This is a genomic window from Cupriavidus sp. GW823-FHT07B10, from assembly GCF_058794355.1.
This window is the reverse complement of sequence record NZ_JBXAGS010000007.1, coordinates 26,050-45,015: the sequence shown is the minus strand read 5'-3', so window position 1 is coordinate 45,015 and position 18,966 is coordinate 26,050. Positions and strand designations below refer to the sequence as shown.

Here is an 18,966-nt window from a genome sequence, read left to right as displayed (position 1 = left end):
AACATGGCCAATCGACGCGAAGTGCCCGGTATCAGGAAGTACGACGGTCCCGCCGGCGGCTGGGGGGCGCTGAAGGCAACTGCCACGGCGATCCGCACGCAGATGGATACCGTCAAGGCGCCGATCACGCTGATGCGGACCAACCAGCCCGACGGCTTCGATTGCCCCGGCTGCGCATGGCCCGACAAGGAGCACCGGTCGACCTTCCAGTTCTGCGAGAACGGCGCCAAGGCCGTGACGTGGGAGGCAACCACCAAACGGGTGCCTCCCGAGTTCTTTGCAACCAATACGGTGTCGTCGCTGTTGAACCGGACCGACTATGAGCTCGAAGACTTTGGCAGGCTGACGCATCCCCTGGTCTATGACCGCGCCACCGACACCTTCCGCGCGGTGGAATGGGAGGCCGCGTTCGCCCGCATCGGCGAAATCCTGCGCGGGCTATCGCCCGACCAGGTCGAGTTCTATACCTCGGGCCGGGCTTCCAACGAAGCCGCCTACCTGTACCAGCTGTTCGCGCGCGAATATGGCACGAACAACTTCCCCGACTGCTCGAACATGTGCCACGAGCCCACCAGCGTGGGCTTGCCGCGCTCGATCGGCATCGGCAAGGGCACGGTGTCGCTGGAGGACTTTGACACCTGCGAGCTGATCATTTCGATCGGCCACAACCCGGGCACCAACCACCCGCGCATGATGGGGACGCTGCATGAGGCGTCGCGCCGCAAGGTGCCGATCCTGGTGTTCAACCCGCTGCGCGAACGGGCGCTCGAGCGCTTTGCCGACCCGCAGAACATGGTGGAGATGGCCACCTATGGTTCCACCCGGATTGCGTCGTCCTACTTCCTGGTCCGCGCCGGTGGCGACGCCGCCGCCATCAAGGGGGTGATGAAGGCGCTGCTGGACCTGGAAGCCAGCCAGGGCAATGTGCTGGACCACGACTTCATCGCGGTCCACACCGAGGGCTTCGAGGCGCTGGCCGACGATCTGCGGTCGACCGAATGGGCGGATATTGAAAAGACCAGTGGGCTGACCCGTGCGGACCTGGAACTGGTGGCGGCGGCCTATGCCAAGTCGAATGCCACCATCGTTACCTATGGCATGGGCGTGACCCAGCACAACGAAGGCACGGCCAATGTGCGCCTGCTGTGCGACCTGCTGATGCTGCGCGGCAACTTCGGCAAGCCCGGCGCCGGCATCTGCCCCTTGCGCGGCCACTCCAATGTCCAGGGGAACCGGACTGTCGGCATTACCGAGAAGCCGTCGGCCGGCTTCCTGCAGCGGATCGAGGACACCTTCGGCTTCAGCCCGCCCGCCGGACACGGGCACGATGCCGTCAACGCGATGCAGGCGATGATCGATGGCAAGTCCAGGGCGCTGTTCTGCCTGGGCGGCAATTTCGCGGTCGCCTTGCCCGATCCCGAGCAGTGCTTCCCGGCCATGGGCAAGCTCGACCTGAGCGTGCATGTCGGGACCAAGCTCAACCGCACGCACCTGCTGGTGGCCAGGGAGACCTATGTGCTGCCTTGCCTGGGCCGCACCGAACTGGATGTGCAGGAGACCGGGCCGCAATCGGTGACGGTGGAGGATTCGATGTCGATGGTGCATGCCTCGGCCGGCAAGCTCGCGCCGGCGTCGGAATTCCTGCGCTCCGAGCCGGCCATCGTGGCGGGCATTGCCACCGCGACCCTGCCTGACAGCAAGGTGCCATGGCTGGAGCTCGTCGCCGACTACGACAGGATCCGCGACCTGATCGAGAAGACGGTGCCCGGCTTTGAGGATTTCAACGCGCGCGTGCGGGTCCCTGGCGGATTCCGCATGCCCTTGCCACCAACCGAGCGCAAATGGGAAACGTCGTCGGGCAAGGCCGAGTTCTACGTGTTCAAGGGGCTGCATGAAGACAAGCAAGTCCATGCCGACGATGTGCTGCGGCTGGTGACCATCCGCAGCCATGACCAGTACAACACCACCATCTATGCCATGGACGACCGCTACCGGGGCGTGTTCGGGCGGCGCGACGTGCTGTTCATGAACCCGGCCGACCTGGCCGCGCGCGGCCTGGAGCATGGCGACCTGGTCGACATCGAGACTATCGCCGCGGGCCGGCAGCTGCGTTTCGAGAAGATCACTGCGATCGAATATGAAATTGCGCCCGGCTCCGTCGCTGCCTACTATCCGGAAGCAAACAGGCTGGTGCCGCTCGACTACATCGACGAGGACAGCGGCACCCCGTCCTACAAGTCAGTGCCCGTGCGCGTGGTGCGTTCGGAGGTGACGTAATGGCAGGCGAGCCCACCATCACGTAAGCACGGCTCATGCCCGCTTTCCAGCGCCGTTGTGCGCGGCCCTGAGCGCGCGCAACGGCCCTCTGTTGAAGCAATGCGACCTACCTGTGGAGGAAAGTCCATCATGCCGACCCTATGCGAAATCTGCAACGCACGTCCCGCCGTGGCGCGGGTGACGGTGGTTCAGGACGGCGAGCGCAAGACGATGTCGATCTGCGACTACGACTACCGGCAGCTGCTGCGCCACCAGGACATGCTCAACCCGTTCGACTCCCTGCTGGGTGGCGGCGGGCTGTCCCGCTTCTTCCGAGGAATGGGAGGCGGGATGGATGACGACGAGCATCCCGGATTCTCCACCGAAGTCCCGCGCGAATCCGTCGACCCCACCGATGCCTTCAGCGAGCAGACCATGGAACTGCTGCAGCGCGCCGCGGAGAAGGCCCACGAGCTGCGGCGCAATGAGCTGGACACCGAGCACCTGCTCTACGTGCTCGCCGATACCGATGTCTGCACGGCGCTGCTCAAGGAGCTAAAGCTCTCGCCGCAGGATATCAGGGGCTATATCGACGAGCACGCGCAGACCGGAACCGCCGGGCCCGACGCGGCCATCGACCGGATGACGATCTCGCCGCGGCTGAAGAAGGCCTTCCAGTATGCCTTCCAGGCCTCGCGCGACCTCGGGCATTCCTACGTTGGCCCCGAGCACCTGCTGATCGGCCTGGCCTCGGTCCCGGAAAGCATCGCCGGGACGCTGCTCAAGAAGTATGGCGTCACCCCCGAGGCACTGCGCCAGAAGGTGGTGAAGGTGGTCGGCAAGGGCGCCGAGGATGGCCGCGTCGATACGCCCACCGGCACGCCCACGCTGGACAAGTTCGGGCGCGACCTGACCGCGATCGCGCGGCAGGGCAAGCTCGATCCGGTGCTGGGCCGTGCGCAGGAGATCGAGAGCGCGATCGAAGTGCTGGCGCGGCGCAAGAAGAACAACCCGGTGCTGATTGGCGAGCCGGGCGTGGGCAAGACCGCGATCGTGGAAGGGCTGGCGCAGCGCATCGTCAATGGCGATGTGCCGGAGGTGCTGCGCGGCAAGCGCCTGGTTGAGGTGAACATCAATTCGATGGTGGCGGGCGCCAAGTACCGCGGCGAGTTCGAGGAGCGTGCCAAGCAGCTGATTGACGAGGTCACCGCCAAGAACGACGAACTGATCCTGTTTATCGACGAACTGCACACCATCGTCGGCGCGGGGCAGGGCGGCGGCGAGGGCGGGCTCGATATCGCCAACGTGCTCAAGCCGGCGCTGGCGCGCGGCGAACTGAGCCTGATCGGCGCCACCACGCTGAACGAATACCAGAAGTACATTGAGAAAGACGCGGCGCTGGAACGGCGCTTCCAGCCGGTGCTGGTGCCGGAGCCGACCGTCGAGCAGACCATCGTCATCCTGCGCGGCCTGCGCGACAAGCTTGAGGCGCACCACCAGGTCACCTTCGCCGACGACGCCTTTGTGGCCGCGGCGGAACTGTCGGACCGCTACATCACCGCGCGCTTCCTGCCGGACAAGGCCATCGACCTGATCGACCAGGCCGCGGCGCGCGTGCGCATCGGCGCCACCTCACGCCCCGCGGATATCCAGGAACTGGAGGCCGAGATCGCCCAGCTCAAGCGCGAGCAGGACTATGCGTCGTCGCGCAAGCGCTTTGACGAGGCCAAGGGCTTCGAGGACCGCATCAACGACAAGCAGAAGCGGCTTGACGAGTTGACCGAGGCGTGGCAGCGCAAGACGGGGTCGGAGACCCTGGAGGTGACGGTTGCGGCCATTGCCGAAGTGGTGTCGCGCCTGACCGGCATCCCGGTGACCGACCTTACCCAGGAAGAGCGCCAGAAGCTGCTGAAAATGGAAGCGCGGCTGCGCGAGCGGGTGGTGGGGCAGGACGACGCGGTGGTCGCGGTCAGCGATGCGGTGCGCCTGTCGCGCGCAGGCCTGGGGCAGGCTAACCGCCCGATCGCGACCTTCCTCTTCCTCGGGCCGACCGGCGTTGGCAAGACCGAGCTGGCCAAGGCCCTGGCGGAAACCGTGTTCGGCGACGAGCAGGCCATCATCCGCATCGACATGTCCGAGTACATGGAGCGCCATGCGGTGGCCCGGCTGATCGGTGCGCCGCCGGGCTATGTCGGCTATGACGAAGGCGGGCAGCTGACCGAGCGCGTGCGGCGCAAGCCCTATAGCGTGATCCTGCTGGATGAGATCGAGAAGGCCCACCCGGACGTGAACAACGTGCTGCTGCAGGTCTTCGACGACGGCCGCTTGACCGACGGCAAGGGCCGCGTGGTGGACTTCAGCAATACCGTCATCATCGCCACCAGCAACCTGGGCGCGCCGATCATCATGGACAACCTGGAGCAGCCCGAGGACAGGCGCATGCCTGAGAAGGACTTGCGCGAGGCGCTGATGAAGGTGCTGAAGGGACACTTCCGGCCCGAGTTCCTGAACCGAATCGACGACATCATCGTGTTCCATGCGCTGTCGCGCGAGAACATCCGCGCGATCGTGCAGATCCAGCTGGAGCGCGTGGTGCGCACCGCCGCCGCGCAGGACATCACGGTCAAGCTCGACGATGAGCTGGTCGATCACCTGGTCGAGGTGGGCTACCAGCCTGAGTTTGGTGCGCAGGAACTGCGGCGCCAGATCCGCCAGTCGGTCGAGACCGGCCTGGCCAAGGAGATCCTCGGCGACAAGCTGAAATCAGGCGACAGCGTCGAGCTTGGCTACGACAAGGCAAGCGAAGCCGTGGTCTTCAGGAAGATGGAAGCCGTCAAGAAGCCGAAGGCAGGCAAAGCTGCCGCCAAGGGCGCTGCACCCAGGAAGGCGGACAGCACCGTCGCAGCAGGAGACTCCAGCGCTTGAGCGCAAGAGCCAGGGCAATCACGACTTTCGTGGGAGGTTCGCAAATGCAGGAGTACGACTTTTACATCAATCTGCTGAAGCCGACGCTGGGTCTCTATGTGCGCAAGGGGGAAGGACTTCAGGACCTCGCCGACGCAAAGGAGTGGCAACTTGAAGGGACGGTTCCGGAGAGCGCACTGCCACCCGGCATGTTGAAGGGTCTGGAAGCCAACGGGCACGCCTTCCAGGAACTGGGAGGGTAAGCAGCCACGCGCGGCCGCGGCCTGCTCCTATGGGTTGCGGCCGCGCGGCTTCCTTCCTGCCAGCATTACTTCTCGTCGACAAAGAACTCGATACCTTCGTCGATGCATTCTTTCGGCTGGGCAAAGGTAATCCAGCCATGACCCCTGAGCGTGATTTCGTCACGGCGCAGGATGAGCGCGCTTTCGCCATCGATCTTCACATGGGTGCCGTTCGAGCTTCTGTCGATCAGGACAAAGCGGCCGCCGCGCGGCTCCACCGTGGCCTGGAATCTCGAAACCTGCCGGTCCGTGACGACAATGCTCATGGTCGTGTCCCGGCCGATGGTGACAGGCGGCGAGGCGGTGTTCATTTCGAAGACGGTTTCCCGATACCGCAGCGAAAGCAGTGCCGAGCGGGCCAATGCAAGATCCACCGGGGCCACCAGGGTCAGGTCGATGCTCTGCTGCCAGATCGCTTCGTACAGCTCGATCACCTGGTGCTTGCCGCGCACCTGTATCGGATACAGGTAGCGTGTCATCTGGCGCAGCCCTGCTGAGAGCTGCTCCACCGCGTTCTTGCTGGTGATGATCTGGCCCCGCGACGCCAGGCTGGCCAGTCGGGCGGCAAGGTTGACGGTGTCGCCGAACAGGTCGCCGGATTCATCCGACAGGATCGGGCCATGGTGAAAGCCGATATGGATCGCCAGCGGAGCGCCGATGATCGGCGGCAGCCCGGCGACGGCCTCCTGCATGTCCAGTGCCGCCCGCATCGCATTCTCCGCGGTGGGAAACAGCACCATGATTTCGTCACCGATGGTCTTGACCACCCGGCCTTGCGCGGCCGCGGAGTGGGACTTCATCAGCGCCAGGCACTGGCGGATTGCGCCAAGCGCCGCCGCATCGCCGGCCTGCTCGTAGAGCCTGGTGCTGTCGCAGACGTCCGCGAACATCACCGATCCATCAGAGGCGTCTTGTCGCGAATCTTGGTCCATATGCATCACAGGCCGTTTGATCGGAGCGCGCCATGCCTTCGATCGGCAGTGCGCTTCGTCTGCATGATTCTGCATCATAGAACTTCATCGCGACATTGCAGCGCTGGTGACCATCCCGCAAAAGTGCTGCTTGCCGATCCGGGCGCCTGGAGCCTCTGCTGCCGTTTCGTCTTGCCAGGGATCGCATCAGGCACTACAACGATCTAGCACGCCGACGACGGTGAAGGAGGAGGCTCCATGAAGCATGACGCCCGCAACCCCCTCGTCGCCGCCATTCGCCAGCTCTTGGCGGGGTCGGTCCTGACGCTTCCGGTGCTTGCCTTCGCTGCCGGGCCCGGCGGATCCTTCCAGCCCACGCAGGTGTCGGCCACGCCGGACCGCAATGCGGGGCTGCAGGCCTTCGCGCAGATCGAGCGTGTGCTGCTGCATGCCCGCTGCCTGAATTGCCACGTGCCGGACGGCCCGCTGCAGGGCGATGCGAAACGGGTGCATTTTCCACCGGTGCAGCGAGGCACCGACGGCAAGGGCGTGCCGCCGCTGCAATGCGCCACGTGCCATGGCACCCAGAACAGCCCGCTCGCGCATGCGCCGCCCGGGCTGGATACCAATGGCCAGCCGGGCTGGCACATGCCGCCGGCGAAGATGAAGATGTCATGGCTGGGCCTGTCCGGGCCGGCGCTATGCAAGGTCTTCCGGGACACCAGGACCAATGGCGGCCGTTCGCTGGCGATGCTCGAAGAACACATGGTGACCGACCACCTGGTGGCTTGGGGCTGGCAACCGGGGCCGGGGCGTGAATTGCCGCCGCTGGACAAGCCCGCGTTCGACGAGCAGGTGCGCCAGTGGATACGCAACGGCGCGCCGTGCGATACGCGCGAGCCGTTGCGCACCTCTGCCGGCCCTACACGCGCCGCCGCCGACGAAGCCTTGCTGAAGAACCTGCGCGCTATCGCCGGATCAGGCGCCTTGACCCAGACGAAAGGCACCAGCAACGGGAGCCAGCCATGATTTCCTTTCAACTGAACGGCAAGACCCAGCAGGTTGACGTGCCCGGCGACACGCCGGTGCTGTGGGTGCTGCGCGACACGCTGGGCCTGACCGGCACCAAGTTCGGCTGCGGCATCGCCGTGTGCGGCGCGTGCACGGTACATGTCGATGGCCAGCAGCGCCGCGCGTGCGTGACACCGGTGTCTTCCATCGCCGGCCGGCAGCTCACCACGATCGAGGGCATCGGCGAGGACCCGGTGGGGCGCGCGGTCGAAGAGGCCTGGGTGCGCAACGACGTCACGCAGTGCGGCTATTGCCAGAGCGGCCAGGTCATGTCGGCGGTGGCGCTGCTCAGGGTCAACCGGCGCCCGACCGATGCCGACATCGAACAGGCCATGAGCGCCAACCTGTGCCGCTGTGGCACCTACGCGCGCATCCATGCCGCGGTCAAGGATGCAGCCAAGGCTATCGGCTGAGGAGATGCCATGAGACTCATGCAGCAGGCAAGCGGCGGCATCGACCGGCGGACCTTCCTGAAACTGAGCTTCGGCTCGGGCTTCGCGCTCTGTGCCGTTCCGCTTGGCGCGCAGACGGAGGCGGCCGCGCAGCCCAAGGCGCCAGTGCAGCCATCGGCCTTCGTCAGTATCGATGCCGACGGCACCGTGATGGTCACGATCGGCAAGCTTGAGTTCGGGCAGGGCGTGCAGACGGCACTGCCGATGCTGGTGGCCGAGGAACTGGACGCGGACTGGAGCAAGGTGCGCTGCCAGCTGGCCCCGGCCGGCGAGGCCTATAAGGATCCGGTGTTCCATATCCAGATGGTCGGCGGCTCGACCAGCATTAAGAACTCGTGGACCCAGTATCGCGAGGTCGGCGCGCGCATGCGCGCCATGCTGCTCGGGGCGGCCGCCAGGCGCTTCGGGGTCCCGGCCGGGCAGCTGAAGGCCGAGGCCGGCGTGGTGACCGCGCCCGACGGCCGCCGGGCCACGTACGGCGAGCTGGCCGCCGCGGCCTTGGCCGAGCCGGTGCCAGCAAGCGTGCAGCTGAAGTCGCCGCAGCAGTTCAGGCTGATCGGCAAGCCCACCGGCCGGCTCGATGCGCGCGACAAGTCCACCGGCAGGCAGCAGTTCGGCATCGACACGGCGCTGCCCGGCACGCGTACCGTGGTCATGGTGCATCCGCCGGTGTTCGGCGCCAGGGTCGCGCGCTTCGACCCGGCGCGTGCCAGGGCCATCGCCGGCGTGGAAGAGGTCTACCAGGTGCCGCTGGCCGGCGGCGCGACCGGGTTGGCGATCGTGGCCAATGGCTTCTGGCCCGCGCGCACGGCGCGCGAGGTGCTGCAGGTGGAATGGGACAGCAGCGGCGTCGAGAAGCCGGATAGCGATGCGCTGCTGGCGCGCTATCGCGCGCTGGCGGCCAGGCCCGGCGTGCAGGCCAAGGAGGCGGACACTTCGGCGCTTGCCACCGCGCCACACAAGCTCTCCGCCGAGTATGTCTTCCCCTACCTGGCGCACACGCCGATGGAGCCGCTCAACTGCACCATCGACTTCCGCGGCAACCAATGCACGGTGTGGGCCGGCTCGCAGTTCCAGACCGTCGACCAGGCCAACGTCGCAGCCGTGCTCGGCCTGAAGCCGGAACAGGTGACATTCAACACCATGATGGCCGGCGGCGGCTTCGGCCGGCGTGCCGTGCCCACGTCCGACTACCTGTTCGAGGCCGCGCAGGTGGCCAAGGCGCGCTACGCGGCTGGCCGGCGCGAGCCGATCAAGATGATCTGGACGCGCGAAGACGACGTGCGCGGCGGCTACTACCGCCCGATGCACCTGCACCGCGTTGACATCGGCCACGATGGCAAGGGCAAGGTGCTGGCCTGGAAGCACGTGATCGTCGGCCAGTCCATCACCAGCGGCACGCCGTTCGAGTCCTTCACCGTGAAGAACGGGGTCGACTCGACCATGGTCGAGGGCGTGAGCGACAGTCCTTATCCGTTCCCGATCGCGCTCGAGATCCATCATCCCAAGGTCAATGTGCCGGTGCTGTGGTGGCGCTCGGTGGGGCACACGCACACGGCCTACGTGATGGAGACTCTGGTCGATGAACTGGCGCGCGCCGGCGGGATCGATCCGGTGGCCTACCGCCGCACGCTGCTGCGTGAGCACAAGCGTCACCTGGCGGCGCTGGACCTGGCGGTCGAGCGCTCGGGCTACGGCAAGCGGCGTCTCTCGGCCGGGCGTGCCTGGGGCGTGGCGGTGCATGAATCGTTCGACACCGTGGTGGCCTACATCGTCGAGGCCTCGATGCGCGGCAACCAGCCGGTGGTGCACCGGGTCACCGCGGCCGTCCACTGCAATATGCCGATCAATCCGCGCACGGTCGAGGCGCAGGTCCAGGGCGGCATGATGATGGGGCTGGGCACCACGCTGCCCGGAGCCCAGATCACGCTGAAGGATGGCGTGGTCCAGCAAGGCAACTGGAACGACTACCGGGTGGCGACGCATGCGGACACGCCGCCGCAGATCGCGGTGCACATCGTGCCATCGGCCGACCCGCCGACCGGCATTGGCGAGACCGCGGTGCCGCCGATCGCACCGGCACTGGCCAACGCCGTCGCGGCGCTCACCGGCAAGCGGCATCGCAGCCTGCCGTTCACCTCGTGATCTTCGAGCAGTCGGCATGGCCTGCGTGCGGTGATCTCTCCCCAAGCGGGAGAGCGAGCACCCAGACAAAATGCCAACAGTCTTGGGTGCGCCAAAGCCGCCGGAACCAGCCTAAGCAAGATGTTCTTCCTTTCCCCTCATGGGGAGAGGGCCGGGGTGAGGGGTGGTCTAGCCAGGATCCACATCAAGCGGCGCCTTCGGTTTTATCCATCACAACGCCCGTTGAAGTGCGAGGATCCAGAATTCGTGAGGCTGCGTTTTCCGGAAAATCAACCACTTATCAGTGAATTCGGCCAGCGCTTTCCCGTATTAGAAGCGGAAATAGCGAGACTGCACTGACTTGAGCGCGAATTCGTTGGACTGCTTCGCGCAGGTGCTCACTGTCCCTTGCCCGAGGCGACGAGAACCCGTACACGTTGACGGGGGTATGCCGGAACCGGCGTTTCCTCTGGCATGCACGAGAAGTCAGCACTGGCGCGGGTTGACGCAACGGGCTTCTGATTCGGCAGTGCGGGAGTCCATCGTACACGAACGGCCATGGGGCGGCGGTGAACGGTGCATTCGGAAATGGCAGAGGCGGGCAATCCGATTAGCGGCGATCATGCAGTCTGATCCTGTCCGCATCCCGAGCCACCATGCACGTCCATCTGCAGTCCCACATGCACGTCAGCCTGCAGCGGCTGTTGCTGGCTTTCCCGCTGGCGGTCTCTGCGGCCCACGGCAGGCTGGTGCTCAGGCGCCGCGGCTATGAGCGTGTGCTGCTGCCGGGCCAGCAGCTCACCATCGAACCGTTTGAAACCTTTGCGCTGCACCTGGATGGCAGCAGCACTCAGCCGGCCGCGTGCACCCTCGAAATTCAGCGCATGATCCCCGCGGCGCAGCAGGAATGCCTGCACCACCGCATCTGCAAGCGGGTCTTCCTGCAACCCCATTACGCCTGGAATGCCGCGTTTATCGCGGAACGGCTGGGCATGTCCACGGCACAGCTGCGCCGCATGCTGTTTTCGCAGGGCACGGCGCTGACCGAGCTGTGCCGCACGCAACGGCTGATGCGGTTGCTGTTCGAGGTCATGGCCGGTGATGCCGGCATTGGCGATGCCCGGCGGCGCGTCGGCTGGCCAGCCAGCAGTGATCTGGACTGCGCTTTCTACGACCGCTTCGGCTTATCGATGGAAGCTGCCAGCCGGTTGGCGGTCGCGCGCGCAGCGCAGCGGCGGCGCTCCGTCGCCTGACTCGTTCCCAAAAATCTACCGGACGTTCGCAAGGATCCGGGATCAGGTCCCGGATGCGAGGGTGCCGGCCACTGCGAATTGCACCCGCCAGAGTGTACTGAACGCCGCGCTTTGCGAGATAATCCGCCCTTACGCTGCGGAATGATGTCATGCGCTTTGATCTGGTCGACCTGAAACTGTTCACGCATATTGCGGAGGCCCAGAGCCTGACCGGCGGTGCGCAACGCTCGCACCTGTCGCTGGCCGCGGCCAGCACGCGCATCAAGAACCTCGAGGAACACGTCGGCGTCAAGCTGCTGAGCCGCAGCAGCCAGGGCGTGAAGGTGACCGGGGCGGGGGAGACCCTGCTCGCCCACGCGCGCCGCGTGCTGCGCCAGCTGGAGCAACTGAGCGGCGATCTGCAGGAATATGCGGCGGGCGTGAAAGGCCATGTGCGCGTGTTCGCCAACACCACCGCGATGAGCGAATTCCTGCCGGCGGTGCTGCGCAGTTATCTCGTCAGCCATCCGGACGTGACCATCGACATGCACGAGCGCCTGAGCCCGGATATCGTGCGCGCGGTGCAGGAGGGCATGGTGGATATCGGCATCATTGCCGGCAACGTGCGCACGGAAGGGCTGGAGGTGATGCCGTACCGGCGCGACCGCCTGGTGCTGGCCACCGCGCTGAGCCATCCGCTGGCCGAGCGCGGCAGCGTGGATTTTATCGATACGCTGGACTACGACTTCATCGGCCTGCCCGAGGCCAGCGCGATCCACAATTTCCTGCTGCGGGCCGCGACCGACCTGCAGCGCACGCTGCGCTGGCGCGTGCAGGTCAGCAACTTCGAGACCGCGTGCCGGATGATCGAGGCCAATGTCGGCGTCGGCGTGTTGCCGGAGACTACCGCCAGCCGCCATGCGAAGACGATGGCGCTGCGCATCGTCCAGCTCAACGATGAATGGGCCGAGCGCAAGCTGCAGATATGCGTGGCCGACCTCGGCGCCTTGCCGCTGTTTGCGCGCAAGCTGGTGGACCTGCTGGTCGAGGATGGCCTCGGGCGCCAGGACTGAGGGCGCCCGGCGGACTAGGCCTTGTCCGCCAGCATCTGCCGTAGCTGGTGCTTCAGCAGCTTGCCGCTGGCCGTGGTGGGGATCGAGGCAACGCGCAGGATCCGCTCGGGGCGCTTGTACGGCGACAGGCGGTCGACCAGGTAGTCGTGCAGCGCCTGCGCGTCAAATTTCTCGCCATCCCTGATCTCGACGAAGGCGATCACTTCCTCGTTGCCGTCCGCGGTGGGCTGCCCGATGACGGCTGATACGCGCACGGACGGATGCGTGTTGATGACCGATTCGACTTCGATCGGGTAGACATTGAAGCCCGAGCGGATGATCAGGTCCTTGGTGCGGCCGACGATGAACAGCGCGCCGCCGGGGTCCAGCCGGCCGATGTCGCCGGTATTGAGCCAGCCGTCGGGCCGCAGGGCCTCGGCGCTCAGGTCCGGTGCGCGGTAGTAGCCGCGCATCACGCCGGGCCCCCTGATCCATAGCTCGCCGGGTTGCCCCGGCGGCACCGGCTTGCCTTCCGGCCCGACTACCCGCAGTTCCGCGCCTTCGACGATCTCGCCGGCCGAGCAGTCGGTGCGCGGCCGGTCCATGCGGGTCACGAACAGCGACCCCGCATATTCGGTCATGCCATAGCCATGGTGCAGCGGCTGGCCGAACATCGCCTCGACGTCGTGCTTGAGCGTCGGATCAAGCGGCCCGCCGCCGGTGTAGAGATAGCGCAGCCGCGGCGAAGCCTGCAGGGGCGTGCCCATTGCCCGCACATGGGCGACGATGCGGTTGAACATTGTCGGCACGCCCTGCAGCAGCGTGATCGCACCCTGCCGGATCGCGGCGGTGACGTCAGCGGCATTGAAACGCGCGCTCAGGTACAGGCTGGCGCCGGCCTGCAGGGTCGAGACCAGCAGCGTCCCCAGCCCGAACACATGCGACATCGGCATGACCGCATAGGCGCAGTCGTCTGCCTGCATGCGGCGCGACTCGACCGTGACGCGCGCAAAGTGCAGCAGGCCCCGGTGGGTGACCATCACGCCCTTGGGCTGTCCGGTGGTGCCGGAGGTATAGATCAACGCGGCGACATCACGCGCGAGCGCTTCAGGCTCGCGCTCGCCGGCCTCGTCGACAGCGCCCGCCATCAGCGGGCCGAGGCCGGCCGGGGCAATCTCCCTGGCCCGGTAGCGCACGCCGTGCCGCAGGGCATCGGGCGACACCGCGTGGGTGAACAGCATCAGGCGCGGCTGGCAGTGGGCGCGGATCACCTCGATTTCCCGCTCCGACAGGCGGGCGTTGACGACGACCGGCCACGCGCCCAGTTCCGACAAGGCGAACACCAGCGTGATCACCGCCAGGCAGTTCTCGGCCGTGATCAGCACCCGATCGCCGGTGCCCACGCCCTGCGCTTGCAGGTAGCGCTGCGCATCCTCGATGCCCGCCCACAGCTGCGCATAGGTGGTGGTCCGGCCTTCCTCGAAGACGGCCACATGGCCGGGGGTCTCGGCGGCCCAGCGGCGAGGGATGTCGCTGATCCGTGGTGGGGTGTCTCGGTCCGGTGGCATCTCGCGGGAATCCTTGTGCTGGAAAAGCCGTTCGGCGAGGCGGGGGCCAGCCGAACGGCGCCAGTGTATGTGCGCCCGTTGCACGGTGCAATCGGTAATCGGCAAAGGCGGATTTCTTGTCTGCCGAAAGCCGCCTGGCCGCTTACACCACGCGCCTGGCGCGCAGTGCTTCCAGTTGCTGCGGGCTCAGCTTCAGGTAGTCGCGCAGCACCTCGTCGGTGTGCTGGCCCAGCGCGGGCGGGGCGTAGCGCAGCGTCGGGGGCGTCTCTGACAGGCGCAGCGGGCTGGCCGTGGTGACCACGTGGTTCACGGGCTCGCCGGCGGGCGGCTGGGCTCCCGGATAGCGCTCTTGCTCGACGCGCAGGCCACGGTGTTGCACATGGGGGTCGGCGTGGGCCTGGGCGATATTGTTGATGGGGCCGCAAGGCACGGAATTGGCTTCCAGCAGCGCGACCCATTGCGCCGTGGACCGGGTGCGCGTGAGCTCCATCATCATCGCGATCAGCGTCTTGCGGTTGTTGACGCGGCCGGTATTGGTGGCATAGCGCTCGTCGCGCGCCCAGTCCACGCCCGCGGCGTCGCAGAAGCGTGCGAACTGCCCGTCGTTGCCGATGGCCAGCAGCATATTGCCGTCGGCGGTCGGGAAGTCCTGGTAGGGCACCACGCTAGGGTGGATATTGCCTTGGCGCCGCGGCACGTCGCCGGCGTTCAGGAAGCCCGCGCCCTGGTTGGCCAGCACCGCCATCGCCACATCCAGCAGGGCGATGTCGATATGCTGGCCGCGGCCGGTGAAGTGGCGCGCTTCCAGCGCGCTCAGGATCGCGGTGGTGGCGTACATGCCGGTGAACAGGTCGATCACGGCCACGCCTACCTTCATCGGGCCGCCGCCGGGCTCGCCGTCGGCGTGGCCGGTGATGCTCATCAGGCCGCTCATGGCCTGGATCAGCAGGTCGTAGCCGGGCCGCGCGGCGTAGGGTCCGGTGTGGCCAAACCCCGTGACCGAGCAATAGATCAGGCGCGGGTTGAGCGCGCTCAGGCTGTCATAGTCCAGCCCGTAGCGCTTGAGGCCGCCGGTCTTGAAATTCTCCACCACCACATCGCTCTGCCGGGCCAGCTCGCGGATCAGCTCCTGTCCCTCGGGCGTGGCCATGTCCACGGTGACCGAGCGCTTGTTGCGGTTGGCGGCGGTGAAATAGCAAGCCTGCCGGGTCGGCGCGCCGGCCTCGTCGGCGAGGAAAGGGGGCCCCCAGTGGCGCGTATCGTCGCCTTCGCCGGGTTTTTCGATCTTGATCACGTCGGCGCCCATGTCCGCCAGGTTCTGGGTTGACCACGGTCCGGCCAGCACGCGCGAGAGATCGAGCACGCGCAGGTGACTCAGGGCGCCGGTGCGGGCGGAGGGGGGAGGAAGGCCAGCGGCCGGCGTAGCGGTGGAATCTGTCATGTCAGGTCAGGCGGTCTCAAGGCAGGCTGCCCGTCCTGGGGACGGGCAGCGTTGCACGCGGGCATGGTTCAGGTGTATTGGCGCGGGGCGCGGTGCTTACGCGCCGCGGGCCTCACGGATCATGTTGCGCGCGATGATGACCTGCTGGATCTGCGTGGTGCCCTCATACAGGCGGAACAGGCGCACATCGCGGTAGAAGCGCTCGATGCCGAACTCGGAAATATAGCCGGAACCGCCGAGAATCTGTACCGCGCGGTCCGCCACGCGGCCCACCATCTCGGTGGCGAACATCTTGCAGCACGAGGCTTCGGTGGAGACGTTCCTGCCTTCGTCGCGGCGGCGCGCGGCGTCGATCACCATGCATTCGGCGGCATAAAGCTCGGCCTGGCTGTCGGCCAGCATGGCCTGGATCAGCTGGAACTCGCAGATCGGCTGGCCGAACTGCTGGCGCTCCAGTGCGTAGTTCAGCGCGTCGCGCAGCACGCGCCTGGCCACCCCGACGCTGACCGCCGCAATGTGCAGCCGGCCCTTGTCGAGCACCCTCATCGCCGTCTTGAAGCCCTGGCCTTCCTTCAGGCCGATCAGGTTCTCGGCCGGTACGCGCACGTTGTCGAAGATCACGTCGCAGGTATGCGCGCCTTTCTGCCCCATCTTCACGTCGCGCTTGCCGAAGCTGATGCCGGGCGTCCTGGCATCGACGATAAATGCCGAGACGCCGGCCGAGCCCTTGATTTCAGGGTTGGTACGCGCCATCAGCGTGAACATGCCGGCCTGCGGCGCGTTGGTGATAAAGCGCTTGGTGCCGTTGACCACGTAGTGGTCGCCATTCCTGACCGCGGTGGTGCGCAGCGAACCGGCGTCCGAGCCGGCTTCCGGTTCGGTCAGGGCAAAGGAGGCCAGGATCTCGCCGGTGGCCAGGCGGGGCAGCCACGCGGCCTGCTGCTCCGGCGTGCCATCCATCAGGATGCCCTGCGAGCCGATGCCCACGGTGGTGCCCAGCAGCGAGCGGAAGGCCGGCGAGGTCTGGCACAGCTCCATGACCACGCGCACTTCCTCCTCCATGGTCAGCTCCAGGCCGCCAAAGCGCTCGGGGATGGTCATGCCGAACAGGCCCATCTCGCGCATGTCCTGCACGATATCCTGCGGGATTTCGTCGGTCTCGGCGACCAGCGCCTCGGCGGGCACCAGGCGCTCGCGCACAAAGCGGCGCACGCTGTCGAGCAGGGCTTCGAGGATGTCGTTATCGCGGATCATGTCGGTTCTTCCTGGGTGTCGGGTCGGTGTCGGTTCGAGGGGGCGGGGCCATCAGTCCAGCGTCACGCCCTTGAGCACGCTGGCCCACTGCGTGCGCTCGCGCGCGGCGGTGTTCACGACATCCTGCGTGGTGCCGCTCCACTGTTCGTAGCCCAGTTCGGCATAGCGCTTCCTGAGCTCAACGTCTTCCACGGCCTGCCGCACTGCTGCGGCCAGCTTCTGGGTCTGCTCGGGGGTTACGCCCTTGGGGGCGTAGATGGCGTACCAGCCGCCGGCTTCGTAGTCCTTGAGGCCGGCAATCCCGGATTCGCGGAAGGTGGGCACGCCAGGCAGCGATGCGCTGCGCTTGGGCGAGCCCACGGCGATGGGCTTGACCTTGCCGCTCTGCACATAGCCGCTGGCGGTGCTGATGATATCGAACATCACGTCGATCTGGCCGCCGATGGTGTCGGTCATGGCCGGGGCATTGCCCTTGTAGGGAATATGGTTCAGCTGGACCTGCGCCTGCCGGGCGAACAGGGCCATGGCGACGTGGTTGGAGCTGCCGACGCCCGAGGAGCCGTAGCTGAGCTTGCCGGGATGCGCCCTGGCGTAGGCAACCAGGTCCTGGGTGCCCTTGAACGGCTCCTTGACGTTGGCCACCAGCATGTTGTAGTAGCGCGCCACCGGTGCCACCGGGGCGAGGTCCTTGGCCGGGTCGTACGGCAGGCTCTTCATGATGTTGGGCGCGACCGTCAGCGCCGCGCTGGCGGCGAACCACAGCGTGGCGCCGTCGGGCCTGGCGCGGACCACTTCATAGCCGGCCAGCGTGGCATTGGCGCCGGGCTTGTTGTCGACGATGACGTTGGCATTGAGCGCCTTGCCCAACGCCACCGCAAACAGGCGCGCGGCCTGGTCGGCGGGGCCGCCGGCCGCGTAGCCGACCACGAGGCGCACCGGCTGGCCGTTGGGCTGTGCCGAGGCAGGGGGAGTAGCCAGGGTTGCGCCGCACAGAGCCAGGGCGGCCAGCATGGCGTGGCGGCGTGAGGTGGAAATCAAGATACTTCTCCTACGTAAAGCAAAGAGCCGATGGCAAAAGCCGAAAAGCAAAAGGCAAAAGGCAGGCTCAGCCCCCGCCGTCGCGCACGGGGGCTGTACGGTGAATGGAGTGGGTTTTCTCAGTAGCGTTCGAAGACCGCGGCAATACCCTGGCCGCCGCCGATGCACATGGTTTCCAGGCCATAGCGGCCGCCACGGCGCTGCAGTTCATGCAGCAGCGTGGCCAGGATGCGCACGCCGGTGGCGCCGATCGGATGGCCCAGCGAGATGCCCGAGCCGTTCACGTTCAGCTTCTGCTCGATCGCATCCTGGTCATGCCATTCCCAGCCCTTGAGCACGGCCAGCACCTGGCAGGCGAAGGCTTCGTTCAGCTCGACCAGGTCCATCTGGTCCAGCGTCAGGTTCAGGCGCGCCAGCAGCTTCTTCACCGCGGGCACCGGGCCGATGCCCATGTGCGAGGGCTCGCAGCCGGCCGCCGCCCAGCCCACCAGCGAGGCCATGGGGGTCAGGCCCAGTTCGGCCAGCTTGTCTTCGGCCACGATCAGGCAGGCGGCCGACGCGTCATTCTGCTGGCTGGCGTTGCCAGCGGTGACGGTACCGTTCGGCATCAGCGTGCGCAGCTTGCCAAGGCTTTCACGCGTGGTTTCCGGGCGGAAACCTTCGTCGCGCGCGAACCGCACCGGATCGCCCTTGCGCTGGGGCACCTGCACGGGCACGACCTCGGCATCGAAGCGGCCGGCCTCCCAGGCTGCCGCGGCGCGTGCGTGGCTGCGGGCGGCGAAGACATCGGCCGCCTCGCGGCTGATGCCGTAGTCGCGCGCCAGGTTCTCGGCCGTCTCGATCATCCCGGAGATCTTGCCGAAGCGCTCGACCGGCTGGGAGCGTTCACGGCCACGGTCGAGGCGGTCGAAGAAGCGCACATTGCCCGAGCGCGCGCCCCAGCGCATGTCGGTGGTGTAGTACTCGATATTGCTCATGCTCTCGACGCCGCCCGCGATCACCACGTCGGCGGCGCCGCTTTGCACCATCATCGAGGCCGTGACGATGGCCTGCAGGCCGCCGCCGCAGCGGCGGTCCAGCTGCATGCCCGGCACCTCGACCGGCAGGCCGGCCTGCAGCGCGGCCCAGCGGCCGACGCAGGGCACTTCGCTGTTGGCGTAGGACTGGGCAAAGACCACGTCGTCGATACGCGCGGGATCGATGCCGCTGCGTTCCACCACGGCGCGCACGGCGGTGGCGGCCAGTTCCTCCACAGGCACCGGGCGCAAGCTGCCGCCGAAGGTGCCGACGGGCGTGCGGAGGGGAGTGACGATTGCAGCTCTGCGCATGGAAGTCTCCTTGGAACTCTGTGTTGGGATGAG

At 66.7% G+C, this 18,966-nt stretch carries 14 protein-coding genes; 8 read left to right on the top strand and 6 right to left on the bottom strand.

All coding sequences use genetic code 11. The annotated features are described in order from the left end of the window. Positions 1–3: 3 nt before the first annotated feature. From AC1Q6V_RS16745 to AC1Q6V_RS16735, 3 genes are all read left to right on the top strand, one after another. Complete coding sequence (locus AC1Q6V_RS16745; protein WP_010809301.1) at positions 4–2,277, top strand: FdhF/YdeP family oxidoreductase; 2,274 nt, start codon at positions 4–6, stop codon at positions 2,275–2,277. A 129-nt stretch (positions 2,278–2,406) separates the two neighbouring features. Further along, complete coding sequence (locus tag AC1Q6V_RS16740; RefSeq protein WP_454749266.1) at positions 2,407–5,181, top strand: ATP-dependent Clp protease ATP-binding subunit; 2,775 nt, start codon at positions 2,407–2,409, stop codon at positions 5,179–5,181. Positions 5,182–5,225: 44 nt separating this feature from the next. Beyond that, on the top strand, positions 5,226–5,423 hold the full coding sequence (locus AC1Q6V_RS16735) for a hypothetical protein (protein ID WP_010809303.1): 198 nt from the start codon (positions 5,226–5,228) through the stop codon (positions 5,421–5,423). A gap of 65 nt (positions 5,424–5,488) precedes the next feature. Here the strand turns inward: AC1Q6V_RS16735 and AC1Q6V_RS16730 are convergent, their stop codons facing one another. Further along, positions 5,489–6,394 carry an adenylate/guanylate cyclase domain-containing protein gene (locus tag AC1Q6V_RS16730; protein WP_011617198.1) on the bottom strand — a complete coding sequence of 302 codons (906 nt, stop codon included), beginning with the start codon at positions 6,392–6,394 and terminating at the stop codon, positions 5,489–5,491. Between the two features lie 237 nt (positions 6,395–6,631). On the opposite strand from AC1Q6V_RS16730, the gene AC1Q6V_RS16725 reads away from it, so the two are divergent. From AC1Q6V_RS16725 to AC1Q6V_RS16705, 5 genes are all read left to right on the top strand, one after another. Next, a complete protein-coding gene (locus AC1Q6V_RS16725) occupies positions 6,632–7,402 on the top strand; it encodes a hypothetical protein (protein ID WP_011617197.1) in 771 nt (256 codons plus the stop codon). Next, positions 7,399–7,857, top strand: a complete 459-nt coding sequence (locus AC1Q6V_RS16720) for a (2Fe-2S)-binding protein (protein WP_011617196.1) — start codon at positions 7,399–7,401, stop codon at positions 7,855–7,857. Before AC1Q6V_RS16725 ends, AC1Q6V_RS16720 begins: the two co-directional genes overlap by 4 nt. 9 nt (positions 7,858–7,866) lie before the next feature. Further along, positions 7,867–10,041 (top strand): xanthine dehydrogenase family protein molybdopterin-binding subunit, encoded by a 2,175-nt coding sequence (locus tag AC1Q6V_RS16715; protein ID WP_454749265.1) that lies wholly within the window; start codon positions 7,867–7,869, stop codon positions 10,039–10,041. A 635-nt stretch (positions 10,042–10,676) separates the two neighbouring features. After that, on the top strand, positions 10,677–11,273 hold the full coding sequence (locus tag AC1Q6V_RS16710; protein WP_011617193.1) for a helix-turn-helix transcriptional regulator: 597 nt from the start codon (positions 10,677–10,679) through the stop codon (positions 11,271–11,273). Positions 11,274–11,422: 149 nt separating this feature from the next. Next, the gene (locus AC1Q6V_RS16705; protein WP_011617192.1) at positions 11,423–12,325 is read left to right on the top strand and encodes a LysR family transcriptional regulator; all 903 of its coding nucleotides are present in this window, start codon (positions 11,423–11,425) and stop codon (positions 12,323–12,325) included. Positions 12,326–12,339: 14 nt separating this feature from the next. On the opposite strand, the gene AC1Q6V_RS16700 is transcribed toward AC1Q6V_RS16705, so the two are convergent. The 5 genes from AC1Q6V_RS16700 to AC1Q6V_RS16680 form a co-directional block, all read right to left on the bottom strand. Further along, complete coding sequence (locus AC1Q6V_RS16700; protein WP_454749264.1) at positions 12,340–13,872, bottom strand: class I adenylate-forming enzyme family protein; 1,533 nt, start codon at positions 13,870–13,872, stop codon at positions 12,340–12,342. A gap of 142 nt (positions 13,873–14,014) precedes the next feature. Then, on the bottom strand, positions 14,015–15,313 hold the full coding sequence (locus tag AC1Q6V_RS16695) for a CaiB/BaiF CoA transferase family protein (RefSeq protein WP_011617190.1): 1,299 nt from the start codon (positions 15,311–15,313) through the stop codon (positions 14,015–14,017). Positions 15,314–15,409: 96 nt separating this feature from the next. Beyond that, positions 15,410–16,567: an acyl-CoA dehydrogenase family protein gene (locus AC1Q6V_RS16690; protein ID WP_058696754.1), complete on the bottom strand. Its 1,158-nt coding sequence runs from the start codon at positions 16,565–16,567 to the stop codon at positions 15,410–15,412. Positions 16,568–16,618: 51 nt separating this feature from the next. Then, positions 16,619–17,605: a Bug family tripartite tricarboxylate transporter substrate binding protein gene (locus tag AC1Q6V_RS16685; protein WP_011617188.1), complete on the bottom strand. Its 987-nt coding sequence runs from the start codon at positions 17,603–17,605 to the stop codon at positions 16,619–16,621. 119 nt (positions 17,606–17,724) lie between these two features. Then, positions 17,725–18,933, bottom strand: a complete 1,209-nt coding sequence (locus tag AC1Q6V_RS16680) for an acetyl-CoA C-acetyltransferase (protein WP_010809314.1) — start codon at positions 18,931–18,933, stop codon at positions 17,725–17,727. Between the last annotated feature and the right edge of the window lie 33 nt (positions 18,934–18,966).

Coding starts and splice junctions, on each gene's coding strand:
- AC1Q6V_RS16695 (WP_011617190.1), bottom strand. CDS start 15,313: ATGACAGATTCCACCGCTACGCCGGCCGCTGGCCTTCCTCCCCCCTCC.
- AC1Q6V_RS16680 (WP_010809314.1), bottom strand. CDS start 18,933: ATGCGCAGAGCTGCAATCGTCACTCCCCTCCGCACGCCCGTCGGCACC.
- AC1Q6V_RS16745 (WP_010809301.1), top strand. CDS start 4: ATGGCCAATCGACGCGAAGTGCCCGGTATCAGGAAGTACGACGGTCCC.
- AC1Q6V_RS16730 (WP_011617198.1), bottom strand. CDS start 6,394: ATGGACCAAGATTCGCGACAAGACGCCTCTGATGGATCGGTGATGTTC.
- AC1Q6V_RS16715 (WP_454749265.1), top strand. CDS start 7,867: ATGAGACTCATGCAGCAGGCAAGCGGCGGCATCGACCGGCGGACCTTC.
- AC1Q6V_RS16725 (WP_011617197.1), top strand. CDS start 6,632: ATGAAGCATGACGCCCGCAACCCCCTCGTCGCCGCCATTCGCCAGCTC.
- AC1Q6V_RS16690 (WP_058696754.1), bottom strand. CDS start 16,567: ATGATCCGCGATAACGACATCCTCGAAGCCCTGCTCGACAGCGTGCGC.
- AC1Q6V_RS16710 (WP_011617193.1), top strand. CDS start 10,677: ATGCACGTCCATCTGCAGTCCCACATGCACGTCAGCCTGCAGCGGCTG.
- AC1Q6V_RS16720 (WP_011617196.1), top strand. CDS start 7,399: ATGATTTCCTTTCAACTGAACGGCAAGACCCAGCAGGTTGACGTGCCC.
- AC1Q6V_RS16740 (WP_454749266.1), top strand. CDS start 2,407: ATGCCGACCCTATGCGAAATCTGCAACGCACGTCCCGCCGTGGCGCGG.
- AC1Q6V_RS16705 (WP_011617192.1), top strand. CDS start 11,423: ATGCGCTTTGATCTGGTCGACCTGAAACTGTTCACGCATATTGCGGAG.
- AC1Q6V_RS16700 (WP_454749264.1), bottom strand. CDS start 13,872: ATGCCACCGGACCGAGACACCCCACCACGGATCAGCGACATCCCTCGC.
- AC1Q6V_RS16735 (WP_010809303.1), top strand. CDS start 5,226: ATGCAGGAGTACGACTTTTACATCAATCTGCTGAAGCCGACGCTGGGT.